Here is a 20289-nt window from a genome sequence, read left to right on the forward strand (position 1 = left end):
CATGAACGACATCCGACGGGTCGCCGTCGTCGGCGCCGGACAGATGGGCGCCGGCATCGCCGAGGTCTTCGCCCGCGTCGGCCTGGACACCATCGTCTGCGAACACGGCTCCGCCGCCCTGCGCGCCGCCCGCACCCGGATCGACCGCTCCCTGCACCGCGCCGTCGACCGCGGCCGCCTCAGCGAGCAGCAGCGCACCGACGCCTGGGCGCACCTGCTGTTCGCCGACGACCTCGAAGCCCTGGCCGACCGCCAACTCGTGGTCGAGGCCGTCGTCGAGGACGAACGCGTCAAGACCGACGTGCTCGGCGCCCTGGACAAGGTGCTCGCCGCCGACGACGCCGTCCTCGCCACCAACACCTCCGCCATCCCGGTCACCCGCCTCGGCATCGCCACCGGCCGGGCGGCCAACGTCCTCGGCCTGCACTTCTTCAACCCCGCCCCGGTCATGCCCCTGGTCGAACTGGTCTCCTCCCTGCACACCGACCCGACCGTCCTCAACCGCGTGCACACCTTCGCCGAGGACGTGCTCGGCAAGCACGTCGTCCGCTCCCGCGACCGCGCCGGCTTCGTCGTCAACGCCCTGCTGATCCCCTACCTCCTCTCCGCCATCCGCCTCGCCGAAGCCGGCCACGCCACCGCCCAGGACATCGACGCCGGCATGGTCCACGGCTGCGCCCACCCCATGGGCCCGCTCCAACTCGCCGACCTCATCGGCCTCGACACCGTCCAGGCCATCGCGAAGTCGATGTACGAGGAGTACAAGGAGCCCCTCTACGCACCCCCGCCCCTCCTCACCCGCATGGTCGAAGCCGGCCTCCTGGGCCGCAAATCCGGCCGGGGCTTCCACTCCCACCGACCGGCCTGAGCGAGGGCACACCGAGCGACCCGGTGCCGCGTCAGGGGCAGGACTCGCCGAACTTGACGGCCTTGACCGTCACCGGCTGCCCGCTCAGGGCGGCACCGGGCGCCGCACTGGTGGCCTGCTCTCCCGGCCCCGGAGTCTGAGTGCAGACCTTCCAGTTCCGGTCGTCGATCTCGCTGCGGGACCGGCCGAGCGCGTCATGAGACGTCAGCCGAATTGCACCGCTGCGGTACTGCCGCGCGAAAGCACCCGCGCGTACTCGTCCTGACCGTCACCGAGCGAGCGGTAGCGCAGAACCGGATCACCGGCTCGCACCAGGGCGGTGGCACACCCGAGGCACCACGGCCTTGGCGGCTCCACCTCGATGTCCTCGATCACCGCGGGTGCGGCATGGCAGTTCGCACAGTCCGTCATCCGATCCTCCATGGCCAGGACCACATGGAGCCGCGCCGGGTGCAGCCCCACCGGCCCTCTATGGTCCGGCAGACGCTCACCGATCCGCAAACGCGACCGCGGGGCTCCTGACGCTGCCGGTCAGCGGCCCGCACCGGCGAGGCGGTGCGGGCCGAGGTAGTAGGAGAGTGCCGCGTGCGAGGGACCGTCCAGGATCCCGCCCGGCCCCCGGTCGGTGGGGCCGGTCGGGTCCGTGTCCTCCCGACCGGGCAGAATCGTGGGCATGCGGCACATCAACGTCATCGGCATCGGTGCGGGCGACCCGGACCACCTCACCCTGCAGGCGGTCAAGGCCATCGCCCGCACCGACGTGTTCCTCCTCCTCGACAAGAACGAGCAGCGCCAGGACCTCATGCGGCTGCGCCGGCGGATGATCGAGGAGCACGCCCGGCCCGGTCACCGGGTGGTCGAGGTGCCGGACGCCGAGCGCGACCGGAGCACTCCGGCCTACACCGAGGCCGTCCAGGACTGGCGCCGCCGCCGGGCCGAGCTGGTCGGTCGGCTGGTCGGCGAGGAGCTGGGGCCGGACGGTATCGGCGCACTGCTGGTGTGGGGCGACCCCAGCCTGTACGACAGTGTGACCGCCGTACTGGACGAGGTGCTGGCGGCGGACCCCGGCGCGTTCACCTACGAGGTGGTGCCGGGCATCAGCAGCGTCTCGGTGCTCGCCGCCCGGCACCGCACCACCCTCACCCGGGTCGGCCGCCCGGTGCGGATCACCACCGCGCGCCGGCTGGCCGCCGAGGGCTTCCCGCCGGGCGCCGAGGACACGGTGGTGATGCTCGACGGGCAGGCCGCCTTCGGCCGGATCGACCCCGCCGGCGTGCACATCCACTACGGCGCCTACCTGGGCGGGGAGGACGAGATCCTGGTCTCCGGTCCGCTCGGCGAGGCGGCGCCGGAGATCGCCCGGCTGCGTGCGGAGGCCCGCGAACGCAAGGGGTGGATCATGGATACCTATCTGCTGCGCCGCACCGAGGACTGACCCCGCGCCGCCGCCCCGCCCCGGTCCGTGACGGCCGGGGCGGGGCGGACGGAGTCGGGTCAGCCCGCGAGTTCCTCCCGCAGGCGGCGGGCGGCGCCGACCAGGCTGTCCAGGGAGGCTCGGGTCTCCGCCCAGCCGCGGGTCTTCAGGCCGCAGTCGGGGTTGACCCAGAGCCGCTCGGCCGGGATCGCGGCCAGGCCCGCCCGCAGCAGGGAGAGCGCCTCCTCGGTGCTGGGCACGCGCGGGGAGTGGATGTCCCAGACTCCCGGTCCGACCTCGCGCGGGTAACCGGCGGCGGCCAGTTCACCGGCGACCTGCATGTGGGAGCGGGTGGCCTCCAGGGAGATGACGTCCGCGTCGAGCTCCTCGATCGCGGTCATGATCGCGCCGAACTCGGCGTAGCACATGTGGGTGTGCACCTGGGTGTCGGCGCGGACTCCGGAGGTGGCCAGCCGGAAGGACTCGGTGGCCCAGTCCAGGTACGCCGGGCGGTCCGCCGCACGCAGCGGCAGGGTCTCCCGCAGGGCCGGTTCGTCGACCTGGACGACGGCGGCGCCGGCGGCCTCCAGGTCGGTGACCTCGTCGCGCAGGGCGAGGGCGACCTGGCGGGCGGTGTCGCCGAGCGGCTGGTCGTCGCGGACGAAGGACCAGGCGAGCATGGTGACCGGGCCGGTGAGCATGCCCTTCACCGGGCGGTCGGTGAGGTCCTGGGCGAACCGGAACCAGTCGACGGTCATCGGGTGCGGGCGGGAGATGTCCCCGGCGAGCACCGGCGGACGCACGTAGCGGGTGCCGTAGGACTGCACCCAGCCGTGCCGGGTGGCGAGGTAGCCGGTGAGCTGCTCGGCGAAGTACTGGACCATGTCGTTGCGTTCGGGCTCGCCGTGCACCAGGACGTCCAGGCCGGCCTTCTCCTGGTAGGCGATCACCTCCCGGACCTCGGCCTCCATCCGCTCCCGGTACGCGGCGGCGTCGATCCGACCGGCCGTCAGATCGGCGCGGGCGACGCGCAGTTCGGTGGTCTGCGGGAAGGAGCCGATGGTGGTGGTCGGCAGCAGCGGCAGGCCGAGCCGGGTGCGCTGGGCCTCGGCGCGCTGCGGGTAGGCCTGCGGGCGGCGGGCGTCGTCCGCGGTGACGGCCGCGGTGCGGGCGCGCACGGCCGGGTCGCGGGTGATCGGCGAGCCGGCCCGGGAGGCCAGGTCGGCGCGGTTGGCGGCGAGGTCGGCGGTGATCGCGCCGGTGCCCTCGTGCAGTCCGCGGGCGAGCAGGGCGACCTCGGCGGCCTTCTGCCGGGCGAAGGCGAGCCAGCGGGAGATCTGCGGATCGACGTCGCGCTCCAGGGCGGCGTCGATCGGCACGTGCAGCAGGGAGCAGGACGGCGCGACGTCGACGCGGTCGGCGAGGCCGAGCAGGGTCGCCAGGGTGGCGAGCGACTTCTCCAGGTCGTTGATCCAGATGTTGCGCCCGTCGACGACGCCCGCGACCAGCCGCTTGCCCGGCAGACCGCCCACGGCGGCGAGGTCGTCCAGATTGGCGGCGGCGGGGCCGGTGAAGTCCAGTGCCAGGCCCTCGACCGGCGCCTTGGCGAGCACCGGAAGGGCCTCGCCGAGGCGGTCGAAGTAGCTGGCGACCAGCAGCTTCGGCCGGTCGGTGAGCGCGCCGAGCTCGCGGTAGGCGCGGGCGGCGGTGTTCAGTTCGGCCGGGGTGCGGTCCTGGACGAGGGCGGGCTCGTCCAGCTGCACCCACTGCGCGCCGGCCGCCTTCAGCGCGGCGAGCAGTTCCGCGTAGACCGGCAGCAGCCGGTCGAGCAGGGTGACCGGCTCGAAGTCCGCCGCCACTCCGGGGGCGGGCTTGGCGAGCAGCAGGTAGGTGACCGGGCCGACCAGCACCGGCCGGGCCCCGTGGCCGAGCGCGAGCGCCTCGGCGAGTTCGCCGACCGCCTTGGCGGGGTTCGCGACGAAGACCGTGTCGGGCCCCAACTCGGGGACCAGGTAGTGGTAGTTGGTGTCGAACCACTTGGTCATCTCCAGCGGCGCGACGTCCTGGGTGCCCCGCGCCATGGCGAAGTACCCATCGAGCGGGTCGGCGTCGACGGCGGCCCGGTGGCGGGCCGGGATCGCGCCGACGGCGACGGTGGTGTCCAGCACGTGGTCGTACAACGAGAAGTCACCGGTGGGGACTTCGCGCACACCGGCCTCGGCGAGCTGCCGCCAGTTCTCCCGGCGCAGCTCGGTGGCGGCGGCGCGGAGGGCGTCGGCGGTGACGGTGCCCTTCCAGTAGCCCTCGATCGCCTTCTTGAGCTCCCGGTTCCGGCCCTGGCGGGGGTAGCCGTGCACGGTCGCCCGGGTGGCCGCGGCTGCGGACTTCGCTGTCAAGGGACTCTCCTTCGCGAGTCTTGCTCCTCAAGGTGCCCGCTGACGGGACGAGGGCGCGAAGGGACGACGAGCCGGACGGGTGGCCGCCGTGAACGGGCGTGCCTCAACCGCCTGCTGTGGTCGCCGACCCGCCCTCGAGGTCATCGGACAGCCGTCCGCGGATCCTCCGCGGACGGGCAGCGGGCAGGTCTTCGGACTCGCGGGCACGCTCGCCCTCGTCGAGGGCGGACACCTACTGGCCGTCGCTTCCCGGGCCCGACTCGGACCCAGTGCGTATGACGGCGGTCGTTCCCGCTCACCGCTGCGGGGCAGTCCCGGACTGGCCAGTCGAAAGGCGTCACCGGGTTCCCTCTTACGACGCCGTGCCTGGCGGGCAGGGCGAACCAGCTACGGGGCCAGCCTAGAGGCAAACCACCGGTCGGGGCAGTGGATTCCACCGTGGTGTCCACGGGTCGGGACCGGCGGGCACCTCGACGCCGCGCTGGCCGGGCACGCCCGGCCGCACTCGGCCGCCGTCACTCGGGCGGCCGCCGTCAGTCGGGCTGGAAGAACGCGAGCATCTTCCGGGCGGCGTCCGGCGCCCGCAGCATCGCCTGCATGTCCGTGGACATCCGGGCGGCAGCGGCGGTGCGTTCGAACATCTCGCGTTCGTACTCCTGTACGGCGGCCGGAAGGTCGTCCGGGTGCGCGGCGAGCGCGAGGCCGAGCAGGGCGCCGTCGAGCAGCGCCATGTTGGCGCCCTGTCCGATCGGCGGCATCAGGTGCGCGGCGTCGCCGACCAGCGTGACATCCGGCGTCGACGGCCAGGTCAGGCCGACCGGGAGCGTGGTGATCGACCGCGGCACGATGGTGTCGTCGCAGGCCGCGATCAGCGCGGTGAAGCGCGGGTCCCAGCCGGGGAGCAGGTCGATCAGCCGCGCCCGGGCGGCGGCCGGGTCGTCGAACGGGATCCCACTGGTGGCGAACCAGTCCTCGGCGGTGTCGTAGAAGCCGAGGCCGATGCGGACCCGGCCGTCACCGTTGCGCTGCGCGGCCAGGGACAGTCCGTCGCCGAGCACCCAGTAGGTGCCGCGTCCGACCATCGCCGCGAGCTCGGGGTGGGTGCGGTCGATGTCGGGGATGCCGACCTCGACCACGTTGTGGCCGGTGTGCGCCGGGCGGGCGTCGGTGAGCAGCGCACGGACCCGGGAGTTCGCGCCGTCCGCGCCGACCAGCAGCTCGTACGTCGCGCTGCTGCCGTCGGCGAAGCGCAGCAGGCCGCTCTCGGCGGACTCGAAGGCGTGCCCCCAGCGCACCACTCCCTCGGGGAGGGAGTCCAGCAGCAGGTCGCGCAGGTCGGCGCGGTCGACCTCGGGCCGCGCGAGCGGGGCGTCGTCGGGCGTGTCCTCCTGGAGCAGCAGGGTGCCGTCCGGCTCCAGCAGGCGCATGTCCTGGCCCTCGCCGCGGGCGATCGCGAAGAACTCGTCGAGCAGACCGGCCTCGCGCAGCGCCCGCTGGCCGGAGTGGATGTCGAGCATGCCGCCCTGGCCGCGCGCGTGGCGTGACGACTCGCGTTCGTGGACGACGCAGTCGATGCCGTTCACGTGCAGCACCCGGGCGAGCGCCAGGCCGCCGAGGCCGGCTCCGACGATGGCGATGGTCATGATTGCCTCCCCCTTCGATACAACCCCGGCGCATCTCGATACACCGTACTGGTCGATACACTGTATCGCCCGATGCGCTGTATGGTGAGCGGCATGTTGGTGTGGGAGAGGCCGGAGCCGCCGAATCGACCCGTGCCCGCCCCGTTGAGCCGGGACCGGATCGTGCGAACAGCGATCCGGCTGGCCGACGCGGACGGCCTGGACGCGGTGTCGCTGCGCAAGGTCGCCACCGAGCTGGACGTCCGTCCGATGCGGCTGTACGGCTACATCGCGAGCAAGGAGGAACTGCTCGACCTGATGGTCGACGCCGTCCACGCCGGGATCCGGCCGACCGGCGACCACTGGCGGGAGGTGCTCCGGTCCCATGCCGAGGCCACCCGGAGCGCCGCCCACGAGCACGAATGGCTCGCCGATCTGCTGGGCGGCCGACCCCAGCTCGGGCCGGAGGCACTGGCCGGCGGGGAGACCCTGGTGGCCGCGCTGGGCGACCTCCATGTGGACGCCGTCATGCCGGTGGTCGCCGCGGTCAAGGCGTACGTGATCGGCGCGGTGCGGCGGGAGATCGCCGAGCGGCGGGCCGAGCGGGCCACCGGGATGGACGAGAAGCAGTGGCAGCGCTCACTCGGGCCCTACCTGGAACGCACCTTCGCCACCGGCAGGTTCCCCGCGCTGGCCACGGTGGTGCGCGATGCCGACCACCTCGATGCCGACCGCACCTTCCGGATGGGCCTGGACTTCGTGCTCGACGGCATCGAGGCCCACCTCTCGCGGTGAGGTGACGCCCTGCAGCGCCGGGCGGAGCGACTCCCCCGCCGGGGCCTCGAAGCGCACGGTCGGCTCGAAGTTGGCCCGCCGGGCGGCGCGCCGGAAGACGGTCAGGACGGCGGGGCCGACCACGAGGACGGCCACGAAGGTGGTGACGGCGCGGCCGGTGTCCCAGCCGAGCGAGGTCGCCACGTCGAAGAGCAGGTAGCGGTGCCACTGCTCGGTGAACGGCAGCCCCGGCAGGTAGGCGATCGAGCTGTTGGGGTCGGTCGAGAACGGCCAGAAGGAGAGGTTCAGCAGGAAGCCGAACAGGTAGCCGGAGAAGGCCCCGTAGACGGCCAGCATCGGCACCTCCCAGCGCCGCCGCAGGCGCGGCAGCAGCCCGGCGAGCAGGCCGACGAACGCGCAGCCGAACATCTGGTACGGCATCCAGGGGCCGACCCCGCCGGTCAGCAGGGCGGAGGCGAACAGCGAGGTGCAGCCGAGGGTGAAGCCGAAGCCCGGGCCGAAGACCCGGCCGGCGAGGACGAGCACGAAGAAGACCGTCTCGACCCCCGCCGTCCCCGCACCGAGGGGGCGCAGCCCCGCGTTGACGGCGGAGAGCACGCCGAGCATGGCGAGGGCCTTGGCGTCGATGCCGCCCGCCGAGATCTCCGCGACGACCACGGCGAGCACCAGGAGCATCAGCGCGCCGAAGATCAGCGGCGGGGCGTAGGAGGAGCCGAACTTCCCCGGGGCGACGACGAACGGCCAGGTGAAGGCGACGAGCCCGATGAACGCGGCGAGCGCCACGACCACCCGGGCCCGGCCGGGGATCCGGACGGCGGTCACCGGGCGACCCCTGCGGATTCGAGCGCCTCCGCGACCTGATGGACCGTCAGATAGTGCAGTGGGGCGAGGATCTTGGCGACCTGCGGGGCGAAGGTCGGCGAGGCGACGATGACCTCCTCCGTGCGGCCGTCCGCGACGATCTCGCCCTCGGCCATCACCACCACCCGGTCGGCGGCGGAGGCGACGAACTCGACGTCGTGGGTGGAGACCACGACGGTACGGCCCTCGGCGGCGAGCGCCGCCACGATGCCGGTGAGCGCCGCCTTCGCGTGGTAGTCGAGGCCGCGGGTGGGCTCGTCCAGCAGCACCACCCGTGGCGCGGCGGCCAGTTGGATCGCCAGCACCAGGGCCAGCTTCTGACCCTCGGAGAGGTCGCGGGGGTGGGTGTCGTCCGGGATGCCGGGGGCCAGCCGGTCGAGGATCCGGCGCGCGGTCGGCCCGGCCTCCCCTCCCGGCTCGCGGCCCGACTCCAGATCGCCCTGGGCCAGCTCCTGGGCCACCGACTCCAGGTACAGCAGGTCCGTCGGGGTCTGCGGGACGAGCCCCACCAGCCGCCGGGCCTCCGCCGCCGTGACCCGCTTGGGGTCCTTGGGCGGCCTGCCGTCCGCCCGGACCACCCGCACACTGCCGCCCTGCCGGGGCCCGGAGCCCTGGAGGGCCCACAGCAGCGAGGACTTGCCCGAGCCGTTGCGCCCCATCAGGGCCGTGACCTGGCCGGCCCGGAGCTCCAGGCCGACCTCTCGGACGGCGGTCACCGGTCCGTACCGGACCACGATCCGCTCGGCGGACAGCACGGTGTCGCCCTCGGCGCCGCCACGGCGCGCCGCCGGTGCCGGCCGCGCGGCCAGCGTCTCCCGCAGCGGGGCGGCGGCCCGGCGGGCGTCCCGGACGGAGAGCGGCAGTGGGCGCCAGCCGGCCAGTCGGCCGAGCTCGACGACGGGCGGCGCGATCGCGGTGTCCCGGAAGACCTCGGCGGGCGGCCCGTGCACGACGGTGCCGTCACCGGGCAGGTAGGCGACCCGGTCGGCGTACTGCACCACGCGCTCCAGGCGGTGTTCGGCGAGCAGCACGGTCACTCCGAGGTCGTGCACCAGCCGGGTGATCGCGGCGAGCACCTCCTCGGCGGCCGTCGGGTCGAGCGCGGAGGTCGGTTCGTCCAGGACCAGCACCCGGGGGTGGGCGGTGAGCACCGAGCCGATGGCGACCCGCTGCTGCTGGCCGCCGGACAGCTCGTGGAGCGCGCGGTGGCGCAGGTCGGCGAGTCCGAGCAGGTCGAGGGTCTCCTCGACGCGCTTGCGCATCACCTCCGGCGGGACGGCCAACTGCTCCATCGCGTAGGCGAGTTCCTCCTCCACGGTGTCGGTGACGAAGCCGGCCGGCGGGTCCTGACCCACCACCCCGACCACGTCGGCCAGTTCACGCGGCGGGTGGTGCGCGGTGTCCCGGCCGTCGACGGTGACCCGGCCGCGCAGGGTGCCGCCGGTGAAGTGCGGCACCAGACCGTTCACGGCACCGAGCAGGGTCGACTTGCCGACGCCCGTCCGACCGACCACCAGGCAGAGTTCGCCCTCCGGGACATGCAGGTCGACCTCGCGCAGGACGGGGGCGCCGCGGCCCTCGTACACCACGCCGACCCGGTCGAATCGGATCACTTGCTCACCTCGGTGGTCGTGCGGTCGGACGTGGTGCGGTCGGACGTGGTGCGGTCGGGCTCGGTGCGGTCGGGCTCGGTGCGGTCGGGCTCGGTGCGGTCGGGCTCGGTGCGCTGGTGGCGCGTTCCGTCCGCCGGGCGCGGCCCGGGCGGGGTGGCCGGCTCGGGACGGCGGCCGGGCGGCGGTGCGATCGCCCCGGCGGCGCCGGCCAGCAGCAGGGCCAGCACCGGGACGATCGGAAGGCTCGGCCAAGTCAGCGGATACAGCGAAGGATTGAGGTCGGTGGCCTCGTACCCGACGGTCGCGAAGAGCAGCACGGCGGCGGCCACACCGCAGCCGGCCACCCCGAACTCGGCGGCCCGCCAGCGGTCCGGCCGGTAGCTGGTGCGCCGAACCCGGCGCCCGCCGAGCGCCAGACCCGCCGCGCACAGGAGGGCGCCGGCCACCAGCGCGGGAAGTCCCAGGGCGGCGGGGGCGGTTCCGTCCAGCAGGCCGTAGACCCCGGCGCAGAGCCCGCACATGCCGAGCAGCATCAGGGCGCCCGTGGTGCGGCGGGACCGGCGGGTGGCCGTCCCCGCCCGTCCGTAGCCGCGCGAGTCCATCGCGGCGGCCAGGTGCAGCGAACGCTCCAGGGCGTCCTCCAGCACCGGGACGACGATGCTGCGCAGCGCGCGGACCCCCTTGGTCCGGCCCGCCCGCAACCTCCTTGCCCGCGTGACCCGTTGGACGCTCTGCACCAGCTGCGGGGCGACGCTGAGCGACACCGTCACGGCGACACCGAGCTCGTAGAGGGCGCCGGGCAGGACGCGCAGGGCGCGCTTGGGGTTGGCGAGGGTGTTGGCGGCGCCGATGCAGCAGATCAGACAGGCCAGCCGCAGTCCGTCGAAGGCCGCCGAGAGGGTGGCCTCCAGGGAGACCGGGCCGCCGATCTCGATGCCCGCGTACCAGGAGGGGGTGGGGATGTGCGGGAGCGAGAACAGCAGGTGGTCGTGCGGGGTGATGCCGGTCGCGAAGACGCAGCGGAAGACCACCCGGATCGCCACCACGGTGAGGGCCAGCCCCAGGTAGTACCCGAAGCCGCGCGCCCACGGGGCGTCGGTGCGACGGGCGGTGACCACATACCCGAGCACGGCGAGGACGAGCAGGAGCAGCAGCGGGTTGGTGGTGCGGCTGGCCGCTGTCGCCAGGGCGAGCGCCCAGGTCCACCAGGCGAGCGGGTGCAGGTTCCGCGGGCTGCGCCGGCCCCCCGCGAGCCGCCCGGGGGCGGGGGGCGGAGAGCCGGCGGAACGCTGGTCGAGCGTGGTCACCCGATCACTCGGCCTGTCGGCGGCGGCGCCGCGCGGTGAGCACGGTGGCCACGCCGAGCGCCACGACCAGCACGGCGCCGACCACGGCCGGGACCATCGAGCCGGAGTCGTGCGGGGCGTCGGCGGCCGGAGCCGCGTCCACCACCACCGGACCGGCGGCGTGCGCGGACTGCGACGTACTGGCCTCGGGGGTCGGCGCGGCGGTCTCGGTCTCGGTGTCGGTGGCGGGCGGGGTGTCGGCGGGGGCCGGCTCCGCCGAGGGGTCCTCGGTGGGCGCCGCCGGGGCCTCGGGCTCGGGGGCGGTGGGCGCGGGCGCCCCGGCCGGCGGGCTCGCCGGGGTGGTGGCGGCCCGGGTGCCGACGGGGGCTCCGGACGTGCCGCCGGTCGTGCTGCCGGTCGCGGGCGGGCGCTTCGTGACGGGCGCGCCGCCCGAACCCGCACTGCCGCTGCCCGTGGCACCGACGGCGCTGCCGCCCGAGGAGCTCGCCGAACCCGAGCCGGAGGACGCAGCACCGCCGGTGCCGCCCGAGGAGCCACTCGCGCTCCCGCTCGACGAACCCGAGGAGCCCGAGGAACCCGACGCAGCTGACGCGCCCGACGAACCTGCCGAACTCGTCCCGGATGAGCCGCCGTTCGCGCCGCCGGTACTGCCGGTACTGCCGCTGGTTCCGCCGCCACCGCTGCCCGAACCTGCGGGCGGCTGGGGCGGTTCGGGAGTCACCGGCGTCGTCCCGCCGCCCGGGGCCGTGTTGTGCGCCCGCAGGGTGTCGGGCGAGACGGAGGGACGGCCCTCGGTGCCCTCGATGTTGGTACCGCCGAAGATCCACAGATCGACACTGCCGGGCTTCGGCTGATAGCTCATCGCGCCCAACTGGCTGTACGACCAGTCGTTCTGGCCGGGATCGGCGTGCCAGTACGACCAGTACGCCGTGGCCGGCGGCGTCAGGACGCACTTCTCCTGGTCCGGCGCCGGGAACTGCTTGCCGCCCTGGAAGCCGCTGTAACCGATGCGGCAGATGAACGCCGGACCGTCGTGCCCGGTGCCGGTGGTCTTCCAACCGCCCTGGTTGAGCAGGGTGTACCCGGTGGTGGGGGTGGTGCCGCAGGAACGCAGGAGCGGACCGCCCCACTTGCTGAAGTCCACCGCCAGCACCACACCGGACGTGGTCGTGCACTCCTCGATCGGCAGGGGCGAGGCGGCGGCCGGACCGGCGGCCGCACCGACACCGCCGAACGCGACGGCGAAGGTCAGTGCGGCGGCCCCGGTCAGCCGGCCGAACCGCCGGCTCACCGGTGACGCCCCGGGGCGGTTCCGGTACGGCGCCGGGCGACGAGCACGGCCGCCGCACCGAGCGCGGTCAGCAGCCCGGCGGCTCCGGTGAGCACCAGGGTCTCGGTGCCGGTACTGGCGAGGCCGCCACCGCTGACGGCACCGCTGCCGACCTGCACCGGGACGGCCGCCACCGGTGCGCCGACGCCGCCACGGACGGGCTCGTCGAGACCGCCGGCCACGGGAGCGGCGTCGGCCGGACGGACGGACGTGCCGGGGAGGACGGGAGCACCGGTCACCGTCGGGGAACCGGTGGTGGTCGGCGTCGCGGTACCCGTCAGTGTCGCGGTCGGGCTCGGTGTACCCGTCATGGTCGGCGTCGGCGTTGCGGTCGGCGTCGCAGTCGCGGTAGCCGTCGGCGTCCCGGTCACGGTCGGCGTCGCCGTAGCGGTAGCCGTAGCCGTCGGCGTAGCAGTCGCCGTAGCGGTGGTGGTCGCCGTAGCAGTCGGCGTAGGCGTAGGCGTCCCGCCCAGGTCCCGCCGCAGCGTCCCGAACGAGACCCCGGTGGCACCGCCCAGCACCTGCGTGGACGCACGCACGTCCGAACCTCGCTGCCCCTCGGAGGCGACGTTGAACCCGCCGTCGTCGTTCTGCTGACCGGCGAGGAAGTCCAGCGCCTTGGCGATCCCCGCGCCGTGGGCGGACCGGCGGAGCGTCATGCCCTGGACCGCGAGCGCGGCCGAGTTGGTCGAGTCGCCGGCCGCGCCGGGGAAGCCGCCGTCGGCGAGCTGTCGGCCCGCGATCCACGCCACGCCCTTGTCGACCGCCCGGGCGGCCTCGTCACCGGGGACGAGGGCGAGGGCCATGACGGCCATCGCGGTGCTGTCCACGTCGGAGTCGCCGGTGGCGGGGATCAGACTGGGCCAGGAGCCGTCGGCGTGCTGGAGGCTCTTCAGGTAGGCGATCGGGGCGGCGGCGTTCGCCGTGTCACCGGCCCGCAGCTGGGCCATGATGCCGAGCGCCTGGGAGAACACCGAGGTGGCCCAGGTGTAGTTGCCGGCGCCCGCACAGCCGGTGCTGTCGTCGGCCTTGGCGCAGGTGACCGCCGCGAGGGCGGCGATCAGGTCGTGGCCGCCGAAGGCGCGCGGGTCGCGGCCGACGACCTCCGCGAGCAGCGCCTCCTTGCCGATGGAGCCGCCGCCGGCGTACTCGGTGCCGATCCCGGTCCAGTCGTTGACGGTCCGCTCGTTGGCGTCCTTGCCCTGCCGATCCAGGAAGTCGACGATCCCGCGCAGCGCGGTGTCGTCGGTGCCGGTGGCGGCGAGGGCGAAGGCGCCGTCGATGGTGAGGCCGAAGTCGGCGAAGGCCGGGAACGCCTCGTAGTAGTGACCGTCGATCAGGCGCGCCCGGTCGGTCAGGTAGGCGGTGCCCCTGGCCGGGTCCGGGCTCCTCCCGGAGGGCGGGATGGTGGCGCCGTCCGGGTTGTGGCGGACAGTGCCGGTCGGGGCCAGGACGGCCTGCTCGGTGGCGGCGGTGGTGAATCCCGCCTTGTGCAGCAGGTTCATATCGGTGCTGGGGTCGGCATCGCAGCCGCGGGGGACACCGCCGCCCCAGTGACCGAAGTCGACGGCGACGATCGCGCCGGTCGTCGCCGTACAGTCCTCGATCGGGTCCGCGACCGCGGCCCGGGGGTTGCCGAGCAGCACCGTACCGCCCGCCGCGACCGCCACCGCCCCGGTGGCCAACAGGGACACGACTCCCCTGCCTCTGTGCCGCGTACGACTGCTGCTGACCCTCACCGGCTACTCCCTGGTCGATCGACGCGGGTGCAACGGCGCAGCCGGCGACCCCCCCGACAGGCATGGGGACCGCCATGACCACGTCGTAGTCCGCGACGACGCAAGTACTTCGAGAACAGACCCCCGGTCCAGGCATTCCGGCTCATCCGCCCGGGGGCGGATCTACGGTTGCGGGTCAGCGCCGGATTCGGACCGGCTTCCCCTGGGTGCCGAGGGTGAAAAACCGGTTCATCAGACCACGCTGCCGAAGCGGGAGTCAACGGCACGTCACCTGGATCACAGGCCCTCGTAGGCGCCCGCCCCGTGCTTCTTCCCGCATCGGCGCCGGGTGTCCCGCCGCCCCTGAACGCGCCGACGCCGGTGCCCGGGCCCCCGTCGGCGGGGGCCCGGGCACCGGCGTACGTGGGGGTCAGTGGTGCTTGAACTCCGGGGGGCGCTTCTCGGTGAAGGCGGTCATGCCCTCCTTCTGGTCGGCGGTGGCGAAGGTGGCGTGGAAGAGGCGGCGTTCGAAGCGGACGCCCTCGGCGAGGGTGGTTTCGAAGGCGCGGTTGACGCTCTCCTTCATCATGATCGCGGCCGGGGCGGACATCGCGGCGATCGTCGCGGCGGTGGCGAGGGCCTCGGCGAGGAGCCGGTCGGCGGGGACGATCCGGGAGACCAGGCCGGCCCGCTCGGCCTCCTCGGCGTCCAGGGTCCGGCCGGTCAGGCACAGTTCCATGGCCTTGGCCTTGCCGATCGCCCTGGTCAGCCGCTGCGAGCCGCCGATGCCCGGGATCACGCCGAGCTTGATCTCCGGCTGGCCGAACTTCGCGGTGTCGGCGGCGATCAGGACATCGCACAGCATCGCCAACTCGCAGCCCCCGCCGAGCGCGTAGCCGGCCACGGCGGCGACGACGGGCTTGCGCAGGGCGCCGAAGCGGTCCCAGGCGGCGAACCAGTCGCCGAGGTAGGCGTCGACGAAGTCCAGGGACTGCATCTCCTTGATGTCGGCCCCGGCGGCGAAGGCCCGGTCGGACCCGGTGACGACCACCGCGCCCACCGCCCGGTCCCGGTCGAACTCCTGGGCTGCCTCGACGACTTCGTTCATCAGCCGGGTGTTGAGGGCGTTCAGGGCCTTCGGCCGGTCCAGGGTGATCAGGCCCACCCGGTCGTGGCGTTCGACCCGGATCGTCTCGTAGCTCATGCGGTGTTCTCCCGAAGGGTGGTGATGATGGCCGAGAAGTCCCGCCCGGCGCCGTCGCCCTGGGCGAAGGCGGTGAACAACTCGGCGGCACGGCGGCCGAGTTCGGCGGGCACGGCGGAGGCGTCGGCCGCGTCGGCGGCCAGGCCGAGGTCCTTGGCCATCAGGGCGGCCGCGAAGCCCGCCGGGTAGCCCCGGTTGGCGGGACTGGCCGGGACGGGGCCGGGCACGGGACAGTTGCTGGTGAGCGCCCAGCACTGGCCGGAGGCGGTGGAGGCGACGTCGAAGAGCGCCTGGTGGCTCAGGCCGAGACTCTCGCCGAGGACGAAGGCCTCGGCGACCGCGATCATCGAGACGCCGAGGATCATGTTGTTGCAGATCTTCGCGGCCTGCCCGGTGCCGGAGTCGCCGCAGTGCACCACCTTGCGGCCCATCGCCGCCAGCACCGGTTCGACCGCGGCGAAGTCCTCCGCCGCGCCGCCGACCATGAAGGTCAGGCTCGCCGCCTCGGCGCCCGGGACCCCGCCGGAGACCGGGGCGTCCAGGGCCCGGTGGCCGGACGTCCGGGCGAGGTCCCGGGCGGTCCGGGCGTCGCCGACCGCGATGGTGGAGCAGTCGACGAACAGCGCGTCCACCGCAGCGGCGGTCAACTCCCGGTAGACCTCCAGCACATGGCGTCCGGTCGGCAGCATGGTGAGCACCAGCTCGGCGTCCGCGACCGCCTCGGCGGCCGAGGCGGCGATCCGTACGCCCTGGCCGGCCGCCCGCTCCCGGGCCTCCGGCACCGGGTCGTGGCCGGTGACGGTGTGACCGGCCTTGACCAGGTTGGCGGCCATCGGGCCGCCCATGTTGCCGAGTCCGACGAATCCGATCCGGTGGGTCACCAGCGCTCCAGGGGGGTGAGGTCGGCGAGGCCGAGTTCCCGCTCGCCCAGCGGGGCGAACCAGCGGGCCACGGCGGCGGGGTCGACGGCGTCCAGCGTGGCCGGACTCCAGTGCGGGGTGCGGTCCTTGTCGATGACCTGGGCCCGGATGCCCTCGGCGAGGTCCGGGGTGGCCAGGGCCGCGCAGGAGCTCCGGTACTCCTGGTCGAGCACCGCCTCCAGCGGGCCCAGGGCCCGGGCCCGGCGGAGCGCGGCCAGCGTCGCCTTGACCGCCGTCGGCGCGTTGGCGGCGATCCGCTCGGCCGCCTCCTTCGCCTCCGGTTCGCCGGTGGCGCCGAGCCGTTCGAGGATCTCCTCGACGGTGTCGGCCGCGTAGCAGGTGTCGATCCACTCCCGCTGCCGCTCCAGCCGGCCGGGCGGCGGTTGTTCGACGTGCCGGGCGAGCGCGTCGTGGACGCTCGACTCGGCGAGGTCGTCGAGCAGGGCGGGCAGTCGTCCGGACGGCACGAAGTGGTCGGCGAGGCCGCAGAGCAGCGCGTCCGCCGAGCCGGCCGAGCCGGCGGTCAGGGCGAGGTGGGTGCCCAGTTCGCCGGGCGCCAGCGCGAGCAGATAGGTGCCGCCGACGTCGGGGACGAAGCCGATGCCCGCCTCGGGCATGGCGATCCTGGTGCGCTCGGTGACGATCCGGACGCTGCCGTGGGCGGAGATCCCGACCCCGCCGCCCATCACGATGCCGTCCATCACCGCGACATAGGGCTTGGGGTAGCGGGCGATCCTGGCGTTGAGGCGGTACTCGTCGCGCCAGAACTCCTCGACCTCGCGCGGGTCGCCGCCGGTCGCGGCGCGGTGGATGGCGACGATGTCGCCGCCGGCGCAGAAGGCCCGGTCGCCGGCCCCGGTGACGACGACGGTCGCGACCCGCGGGTCCTGCTCCCAGTCGTCCAGGGCGGCCGCGATCCGCCGCACCATCCCGTGGGTGAGGGCATTGAGGGCGGCGGGGCGGTTGAGCACGATCAGCCCGGTCCGGCCCTCGCGCTGGACCAGGACCTCCTCGGTCCCGTTCGCGTTCCCGCCCCCGCTCCCGTTCGCGGAAGCATTCCCGGTCATCAGGCGGCCCCGGTCAGGCCGCGGGCGACGATGACGCGCATGATCTCGTTGGTCCCTTCCAGGATCTGGTGCACCCGCAGGTCGCGGACGATCTTCTCGATGCCGTACTCGGCCAGGTAGCCGTAGCCGCCGTGCAGTTGGAGCGCCTGGTTGGCCACCTCGAAGCCGGTGTCGGTGGCGTGCCGCTTGGCCATCGCGCACAACTGCGGGGCGCGGGCGTCACCCCGGTCCAGGGCGTCGGCGGCCCGCCACAACAGGGCCCGGGCGGCCTCCAGTTCGGTGGCCATGTCGGCGAGGCGGAACTGCAGTGCCTGGGCGTGCAGCAGCCGGGCGCCGAAGGCCTCGCGTTCGGCCAGGTAGGCGACGGTGCGCTCCAGCGCGCTCTGGGCGCCGCCGAGCGAGCAGGCGGCGATGCCGAGGCGGCCGCCGTCGAGGCCGCGCATGGCGATCCGGAAGCCCTCCCCCTCGGTGCCGAGCAGCCGGTCGGCGGGCAGCCGCACGCCGTCCAGGAGCACCTGCCGGGTCGGCTGGGCGTTCCAGCCCATCTTGCGCTCGTTGGCGCCGAAGGACACCCCCGGGTCGTCCCGGTCGACCAGGAAGGCCGAGACGCCCTGCGGCCCGGGGCCGCCGGTGCGCGCCATGACCAGGTAGACCTGGGCGCTGCCGGCGCCGGAGATGAACTGCTTGACGCCGTCGAGCACCCAGTGGTCGCCGTCGCGCACGGCCCGGGTGGTGAGGGCGGCGGCGTCGGAGCCGGCGCCGGGTTCGGTCAGGCAGTAGCCGCCCAGGTGCTCGGCGGTGCAGAGCCGGGGCAGCCAGCGGGCGCGCTGGGCGTCGTCGCCGTGGCGGTCGACCATCCAGGCGACCATGTTGTGGATGGAGAGGTAGGCGGCGATGGACGGGCAGCCGGTGGCGAGGGCCTCGAAGGCCACCGCCCCGTCGCGGCGGGTGAGGCCGGAACCGCCGGACTCCTCCCGGACGTAGACACCGGCCAGGCCGAGCTCGCCGGCCTTGCGCAGCACGTCGACCGGGAAGTGCTTGGCGAGGTCCCACTCCACGGCGTTCGGGGCGAGGTGCTCGTCGGCGAAGGCCCTGGTGGTCTCCGCGATCGCGCGCTGGTCGTCGGTGAGATCGTGCACGGCGCTCATCCCATCGTCGGCATGGTGAAGCTGGCGCCCTCCTTGACCCCGGAGGGCCAGCGCGAGGTCACCGTGCGGGTGCGGGTGTAGAAGCGGATCGAGTCCGGTCCGTGCTGGTTGAGGTCGCCGAAGCCGGAGCGCTTCCAGCCGCCGAAGGTGTGGTAGGCGATCGGCACCGGGATCGGCACGTTGACGCCGACCATGCCGGTGTTGACCCGGCGGGTGAAGTCGCGGGCGGTGTCGCCGTCGCGGGTGTAGATGGCCACGCCGTTGCCGAACTCGTGCTCGCTGGGCAGGCGCAGGGCCTCCTCGTAGTCGGCGGCGCGGACCACGCTCAGCACCGGGCCGAAGATCTCCTCGCGGTGGATCCGCATCCCCGGCGTCACCCGGTCGAACAGCGAGGGGCCGAGGAAGAAACCCTCCTCGTGGCCCTCCAGCCGGAAGTCGCGCCCGTCGACGACGAGTTCGGCGCCCTCCTCGACCCCGAGATCCAGGTAGCCGCGGACCCGCTCCAGCGCGTCCCGGCCGACCAGCGGACCGAAGTCCGCCGCCGGGTCGTCCGAGCGGCCGACCTTGAGCGCGCCGATCCGCTCGACCAGCTTGGCCACCAGGGCGTCGGCGGTCTCCTCGCCGACCGGGACGGCCACCGAGATCGCCATGCAGCGCTCGCCCGCCGAGCCGTAGCCGGCGCCGACCAGCGCGTCCGCCGCCTGGTCGAGGTCGGCGTCGGGCATCACGATCATGTGGTTCTTGGCACCGCCGAAGCACTGGGCGCGCTTGCCGTGGGCGGCCGCGGTCGCGTAGACGTACTGGGCGATCGGGGTGGAGCCGACGAAGCCGACCGCCTGCACCCGGGGGTCCTCCAGCAGGGTGTCGACGGCCTCCTTGCCGCCGTTGACCACGTTCAGCACGCCGGGCGGCAGTCCGGCCTCCAGGAACAGTTCGGCGAGCCGCAGCGGCACCGAGGGGTCGCGTTCGGAGGGCTTGAGGACGAAGGCGTTGCCGCAGGCCAGCGCGGGCGCGGCCTTCCAGAGCGGGATCATCGCCGGGAAGTTGAACGGGGTGATGCCGGCGACCACGCCGAGCGGCTGGCGCATCGAGTACACGTCGATGCCGGTGCCGGCGTTGTCGGTGAACTCGCCCTTGAGCAGGTGCGGGATCCCGGCCGCGAACTCGACCACCTCCAGGCCGCGCTGCAGGTCGCCGTGGGCGTCGGCGACGGTCTTGCCGTGCTCGGCGGAGAGCAGCCGGGCGAGCGAGTCCCGCTCCTGCTCGACGAGTTGGAGGAAGCGCAGCAGCACCCGGGCCCGGCGCTGCGGGTTCCAGGCCGCCCACGCGGGCTGGGCCTGCGCCGCGTCGGCGATCACGGCCTCGACCTCGGCGCGGCTCGCCAGCGGCACCCGGGCCTGGACGCGCCCGGTGTTGGGGTCGTGGACGTCGCCGAAGCGGCCGGAGGTCCCGGCGGTGCGCTTGCCGCCGACGAAGTGGGTCAGCTCGGGAACAGTGAGCTCGGGGACGATCGGGTCAGGGGTGGTCGGGTCGGTGACCATTGGTTCCTTCTCTCGTCAGGATGGGAGAGGAGGAGTGGAGGCCGCGCCGGTGCGCGGGCGCACGGTGGTGCGCCCGGCGGCAGGACGGCGGCGGCTGACGAACCGTCAGCGCTGGTGCGCCCCGGGGCTCGTCGGCACGGCACAGCCGGGGGCGGTGGAACGGGAGCAGCCCGGAATCATGCGTGTCGTCTCCATCCTCGTGGAAAACACGGACCGTCCGCGGCCGGTATCCTGACTCCCGGATCGACGCGCGCCCCCGGGCCTTCCCGGCTGGCTGCCAGTGGCCGAACTCCTGCGGGGACGAACTCCCCGGTCACAGTGGCGGGACCGTGCCGGACTCACACCGGCTTCCCTGACACCGCGGACCTGTTCCGACCATATAGTTGGACGTCCTAGTAAGTCCAGGGCCCCTCACCGTTCGGGCGCGTCGGAGCACGCACCGCCGGGAACGCGCCGGGCCCCGGGGAGCACCCCGGGGCCCGGAG

General features: G+C 74.0%; 15 protein-coding genes, 2 pseudogenes and 3 riboswitches. Of the genes and pseudogenes, 3 read left to right on the forward strand and 14 right to left on the reverse strand.

What is annotated here, in order from left to right:
- The first annotated feature begins 1 nt into the window (after position 1).
- Positions 2-868 (forward strand): 3-hydroxybutyryl-CoA dehydrogenase, encoded by an 867-nt coding sequence (locus ADK60_RS17750; protein WP_053647158.1) that lies wholly within the window; start codon positions 2-4, stop codon positions 866-868.
- 204 nt (positions 869-1072) lie between these two features.
- Here ADK60_RS17750 and ADK60_RS17755 read toward each other — a convergent pair whose 3' ends face one another.
- Entirely contained in the window at positions 1073-1330 is a 258-nt protein-coding gene (locus ADK60_RS17755) for a hypothetical protein (RefSeq protein ID WP_053647160.1), read from the reverse strand.
- Between the two features lie 69 nt (positions 1331-1399).
- Positions 1400-1543 (reverse strand): hypothetical protein, encoded by a 144-nt coding sequence (locus ADK60_RS44865; protein ID WP_159400477.1) that lies wholly within the window; start codon positions 1541-1543, stop codon positions 1400-1402.
- Between ADK60_RS44865 and cobF the strand changes: the two genes are divergently transcribed.
- Positions 1542-2303 carry a precorrin-6A synthase (deacetylating) gene (gene cobF / locus ADK60_RS17760; protein ID WP_045943199.1) on the forward strand — a complete coding sequence of 254 codons (762 nt, stop codon included), beginning with the start codon at positions 1542-1544 and terminating at the stop codon, positions 2301-2303. The genes ADK60_RS44865 and cobF overlap by 2 nt on opposite strands.
- Positions 2304-2362: 59 nt before the next feature.
- Here cobF and metE read toward each other — a convergent pair whose 3' ends face one another.
- Positions 2363-4678, reverse strand: a complete 2316-nt coding sequence (gene metE, locus ADK60_RS17765; protein WP_053647162.1) for a 5-methyltetrahydropteroyltriglutamate--homocysteine S-methyltransferase — start codon at positions 4676-4678, stop codon at positions 2363-2365.
- Positions 4679-4843: 165 nt separating this feature from the next.
- A riboswitch (cobalamin riboswitch) is annotated at positions 4844-5081 on the reverse strand.
- Positions 5082-5211: 130 nt separating this feature from the next.
- The gene (locus ADK60_RS17770) at positions 5212-6321 is read right to left on the reverse strand and encodes an FAD-dependent oxidoreductase (RefSeq protein WP_053647164.1); all 1110 of its coding nucleotides are present in this window, start codon (positions 6319-6321) and stop codon (positions 5212-5214) included.
- 93 nt (positions 6322-6414) lie between these two features.
- On the opposite strand from ADK60_RS17770, the gene ADK60_RS17775 reads away from it, so the two are divergent.
- Positions 6415-7095, forward strand: coding sequence for a TetR/AcrR family transcriptional regulator (locus tag ADK60_RS17775; RefSeq protein ID WP_199839690.1), 681 nt, complete (start codon positions 6415-6417; stop codon positions 7093-7095).
- Positions 7096-7128: 33 nt separating this feature from the next.
- On the opposite strand, the pseudogene ADK60_RS48130 reads toward ADK60_RS17775, so the two are convergent.
- From ADK60_RS48130 to ADK60_RS17825, 10 genes and pseudogenes are all read right to left on the reverse strand, one after another.
- Positions 7129-7935 (reverse strand): annotated as a pseudogene (locus ADK60_RS48130) (ECF transporter S component); the annotation flags it as partial.
- The gene (locus ADK60_RS17785) at positions 7914-9569 is read right to left on the reverse strand and encodes an ABC transporter ATP-binding protein (protein ID WP_053647168.1); all 1656 of its coding nucleotides are present in this window, start codon (positions 9567-9569) and stop codon (positions 7914-7916) included. The gene ADK60_RS17785 and the pseudogene ADK60_RS48130, both read right to left, overlap by 22 nt.
- The gene (locus ADK60_RS17790) at positions 9566-10876 is read right to left on the reverse strand and encodes an energy-coupling factor transporter transmembrane component T (RefSeq protein ID WP_199839691.1); all 1311 of its coding nucleotides are present in this window, start codon (positions 10874-10876) and stop codon (positions 9566-9568) included. The genes ADK60_RS17785 and ADK60_RS17790 overlap by 4 nt, the downstream gene beginning before the upstream one ends.
- Before the next feature lie 718 nt (positions 10877-11594).
- A pseudogene (locus ADK60_RS17795) lies at positions 11595-12146 on the reverse strand (hypothetical protein); the annotation flags it as partial.
- A gap of 17 nt (positions 12147-12163) precedes the next feature.
- Positions 12164-13900, reverse strand: a complete 1737-nt coding sequence (locus ADK60_RS48425) for a prenyltransferase/squalene oxidase repeat-containing protein (protein ID WP_502687429.1) — start codon at positions 13898-13900, stop codon at positions 12164-12166.
- A gap of 183 nt (positions 13901-14083) precedes the next feature.
- A riboswitch (cobalamin riboswitch) is annotated at positions 14084-14202 on the reverse strand.
- Between the two features lie 152 nt (positions 14203-14354).
- The gene (locus tag ADK60_RS17805; RefSeq protein ID WP_053647173.1) at positions 14355-15128 is read right to left on the reverse strand and encodes an enoyl-CoA hydratase; all 774 of its coding nucleotides are present in this window, start codon (positions 15126-15128) and stop codon (positions 14355-14357) included.
- A complete protein-coding gene (gene mmsB / locus ADK60_RS17810; protein ID WP_053647175.1) occupies positions 15125-16009 on the reverse strand; it encodes a 3-hydroxyisobutyrate dehydrogenase in 885 nt (294 codons plus the stop codon). Before mmsB ends, ADK60_RS17805 begins: the two co-directional genes overlap by 4 nt.
- Positions 16006-17115: an enoyl-CoA hydratase/isomerase family protein gene (locus tag ADK60_RS17815; protein ID WP_079008465.1), complete on the reverse strand. Its 1110-nt coding sequence runs from the start codon at positions 17113-17115 to the stop codon at positions 16006-16008. Before ADK60_RS17815 ends, mmsB begins: the two co-directional genes overlap by 4 nt.
- Positions 17115-18263, reverse strand: a complete 1149-nt coding sequence (locus ADK60_RS17820) for an acyl-CoA dehydrogenase family protein (protein WP_053647176.1) — start codon at positions 18261-18263, stop codon at positions 17115-17117. The genes ADK60_RS17815 and ADK60_RS17820 overlap by 1 nt, the downstream gene beginning before the upstream one ends.
- Entirely contained in the window at positions 18260-19804 is a 1545-nt protein-coding gene (locus tag ADK60_RS17825; RefSeq protein ID WP_053647178.1) for a CoA-acylating methylmalonate-semialdehyde dehydrogenase, read from the reverse strand. The genes ADK60_RS17820 and ADK60_RS17825 overlap by 4 nt, the downstream gene beginning before the upstream one ends.
- Before the next feature lie 204 nt (positions 19805-20008).
- Positions 20009-20199: riboswitch (cobalamin riboswitch) on the reverse strand.
- Positions 20200-20289 lie beyond the last annotated feature (90 nt).

Source organism: Streptomyces sp. XY431 (genome assembly GCF_001279805.1).
In the GTDB taxonomy this organism is placed as follows: Bacteria; Actinomycetota; Actinomycetes; order Streptomycetales; family Streptomycetaceae; genus Kitasatospora; species Kitasatospora purpeofusca.

Excerpts from the sequence above, each read along its gene's own strand:
- ADK60_RS17750 (WP_053647158.1), top strand. The coding sequence starts at position 2 with ATGAACGACATCCGACGGGTCGCCGTCGTCGGCGCCGGACAGATGGGC.
- cobF (WP_045943199.1), top strand. The coding sequence starts at position 1,542 with ATGCGGCACATCAACGTCATCGGCATCGGTGCGGGCGACCCGGACCAC.
- ADK60_RS44865 (WP_159400477.1), bottom strand. The coding sequence starts at position 1,543 with ATGCCCACGATTCTGCCCGGTCGGGAGGACACGGACCCGACCGGCCCC.
- ADK60_RS17770 (WP_053647164.1), bottom strand. The coding sequence starts at position 6,321 with ATGACCATCGCCATCGTCGGAGCCGGCCTCGGCGGCCTGGCGCTCGCC.
- ADK60_RS17775 (WP_199839690.1), top strand. The coding sequence starts at position 6,415 with ATGTTGGTGTGGGAGAGGCCGGAGCCGCCGAATCGACCCGTGCCCGCC.
- ADK60_RS17805 (WP_053647173.1), bottom strand. The coding sequence starts at position 15,128 with ATGAGCTACGAGACGATCCGGGTCGAACGCCACGACCGGGTGGGCCTG.
- ADK60_RS17815 (WP_079008465.1), bottom strand. The coding sequence starts at position 17,115 with ATGACCGGGAATGCTTCCGCGAACGGGAGCGGGGGCGGGAACGCGAAC.
- ADK60_RS17820 (WP_053647176.1), bottom strand. The coding sequence starts at position 18,263 with ATGAGCGCCGTGCACGATCTCACCGACGACCAGCGCGCGATCGCGGAG.
- ADK60_RS17825 (WP_053647178.1), bottom strand. The coding sequence starts at position 19,804 with ATGGTCACCGACCCGACCACCCCTGACCCGATCGTCCCCGAGCTCACT.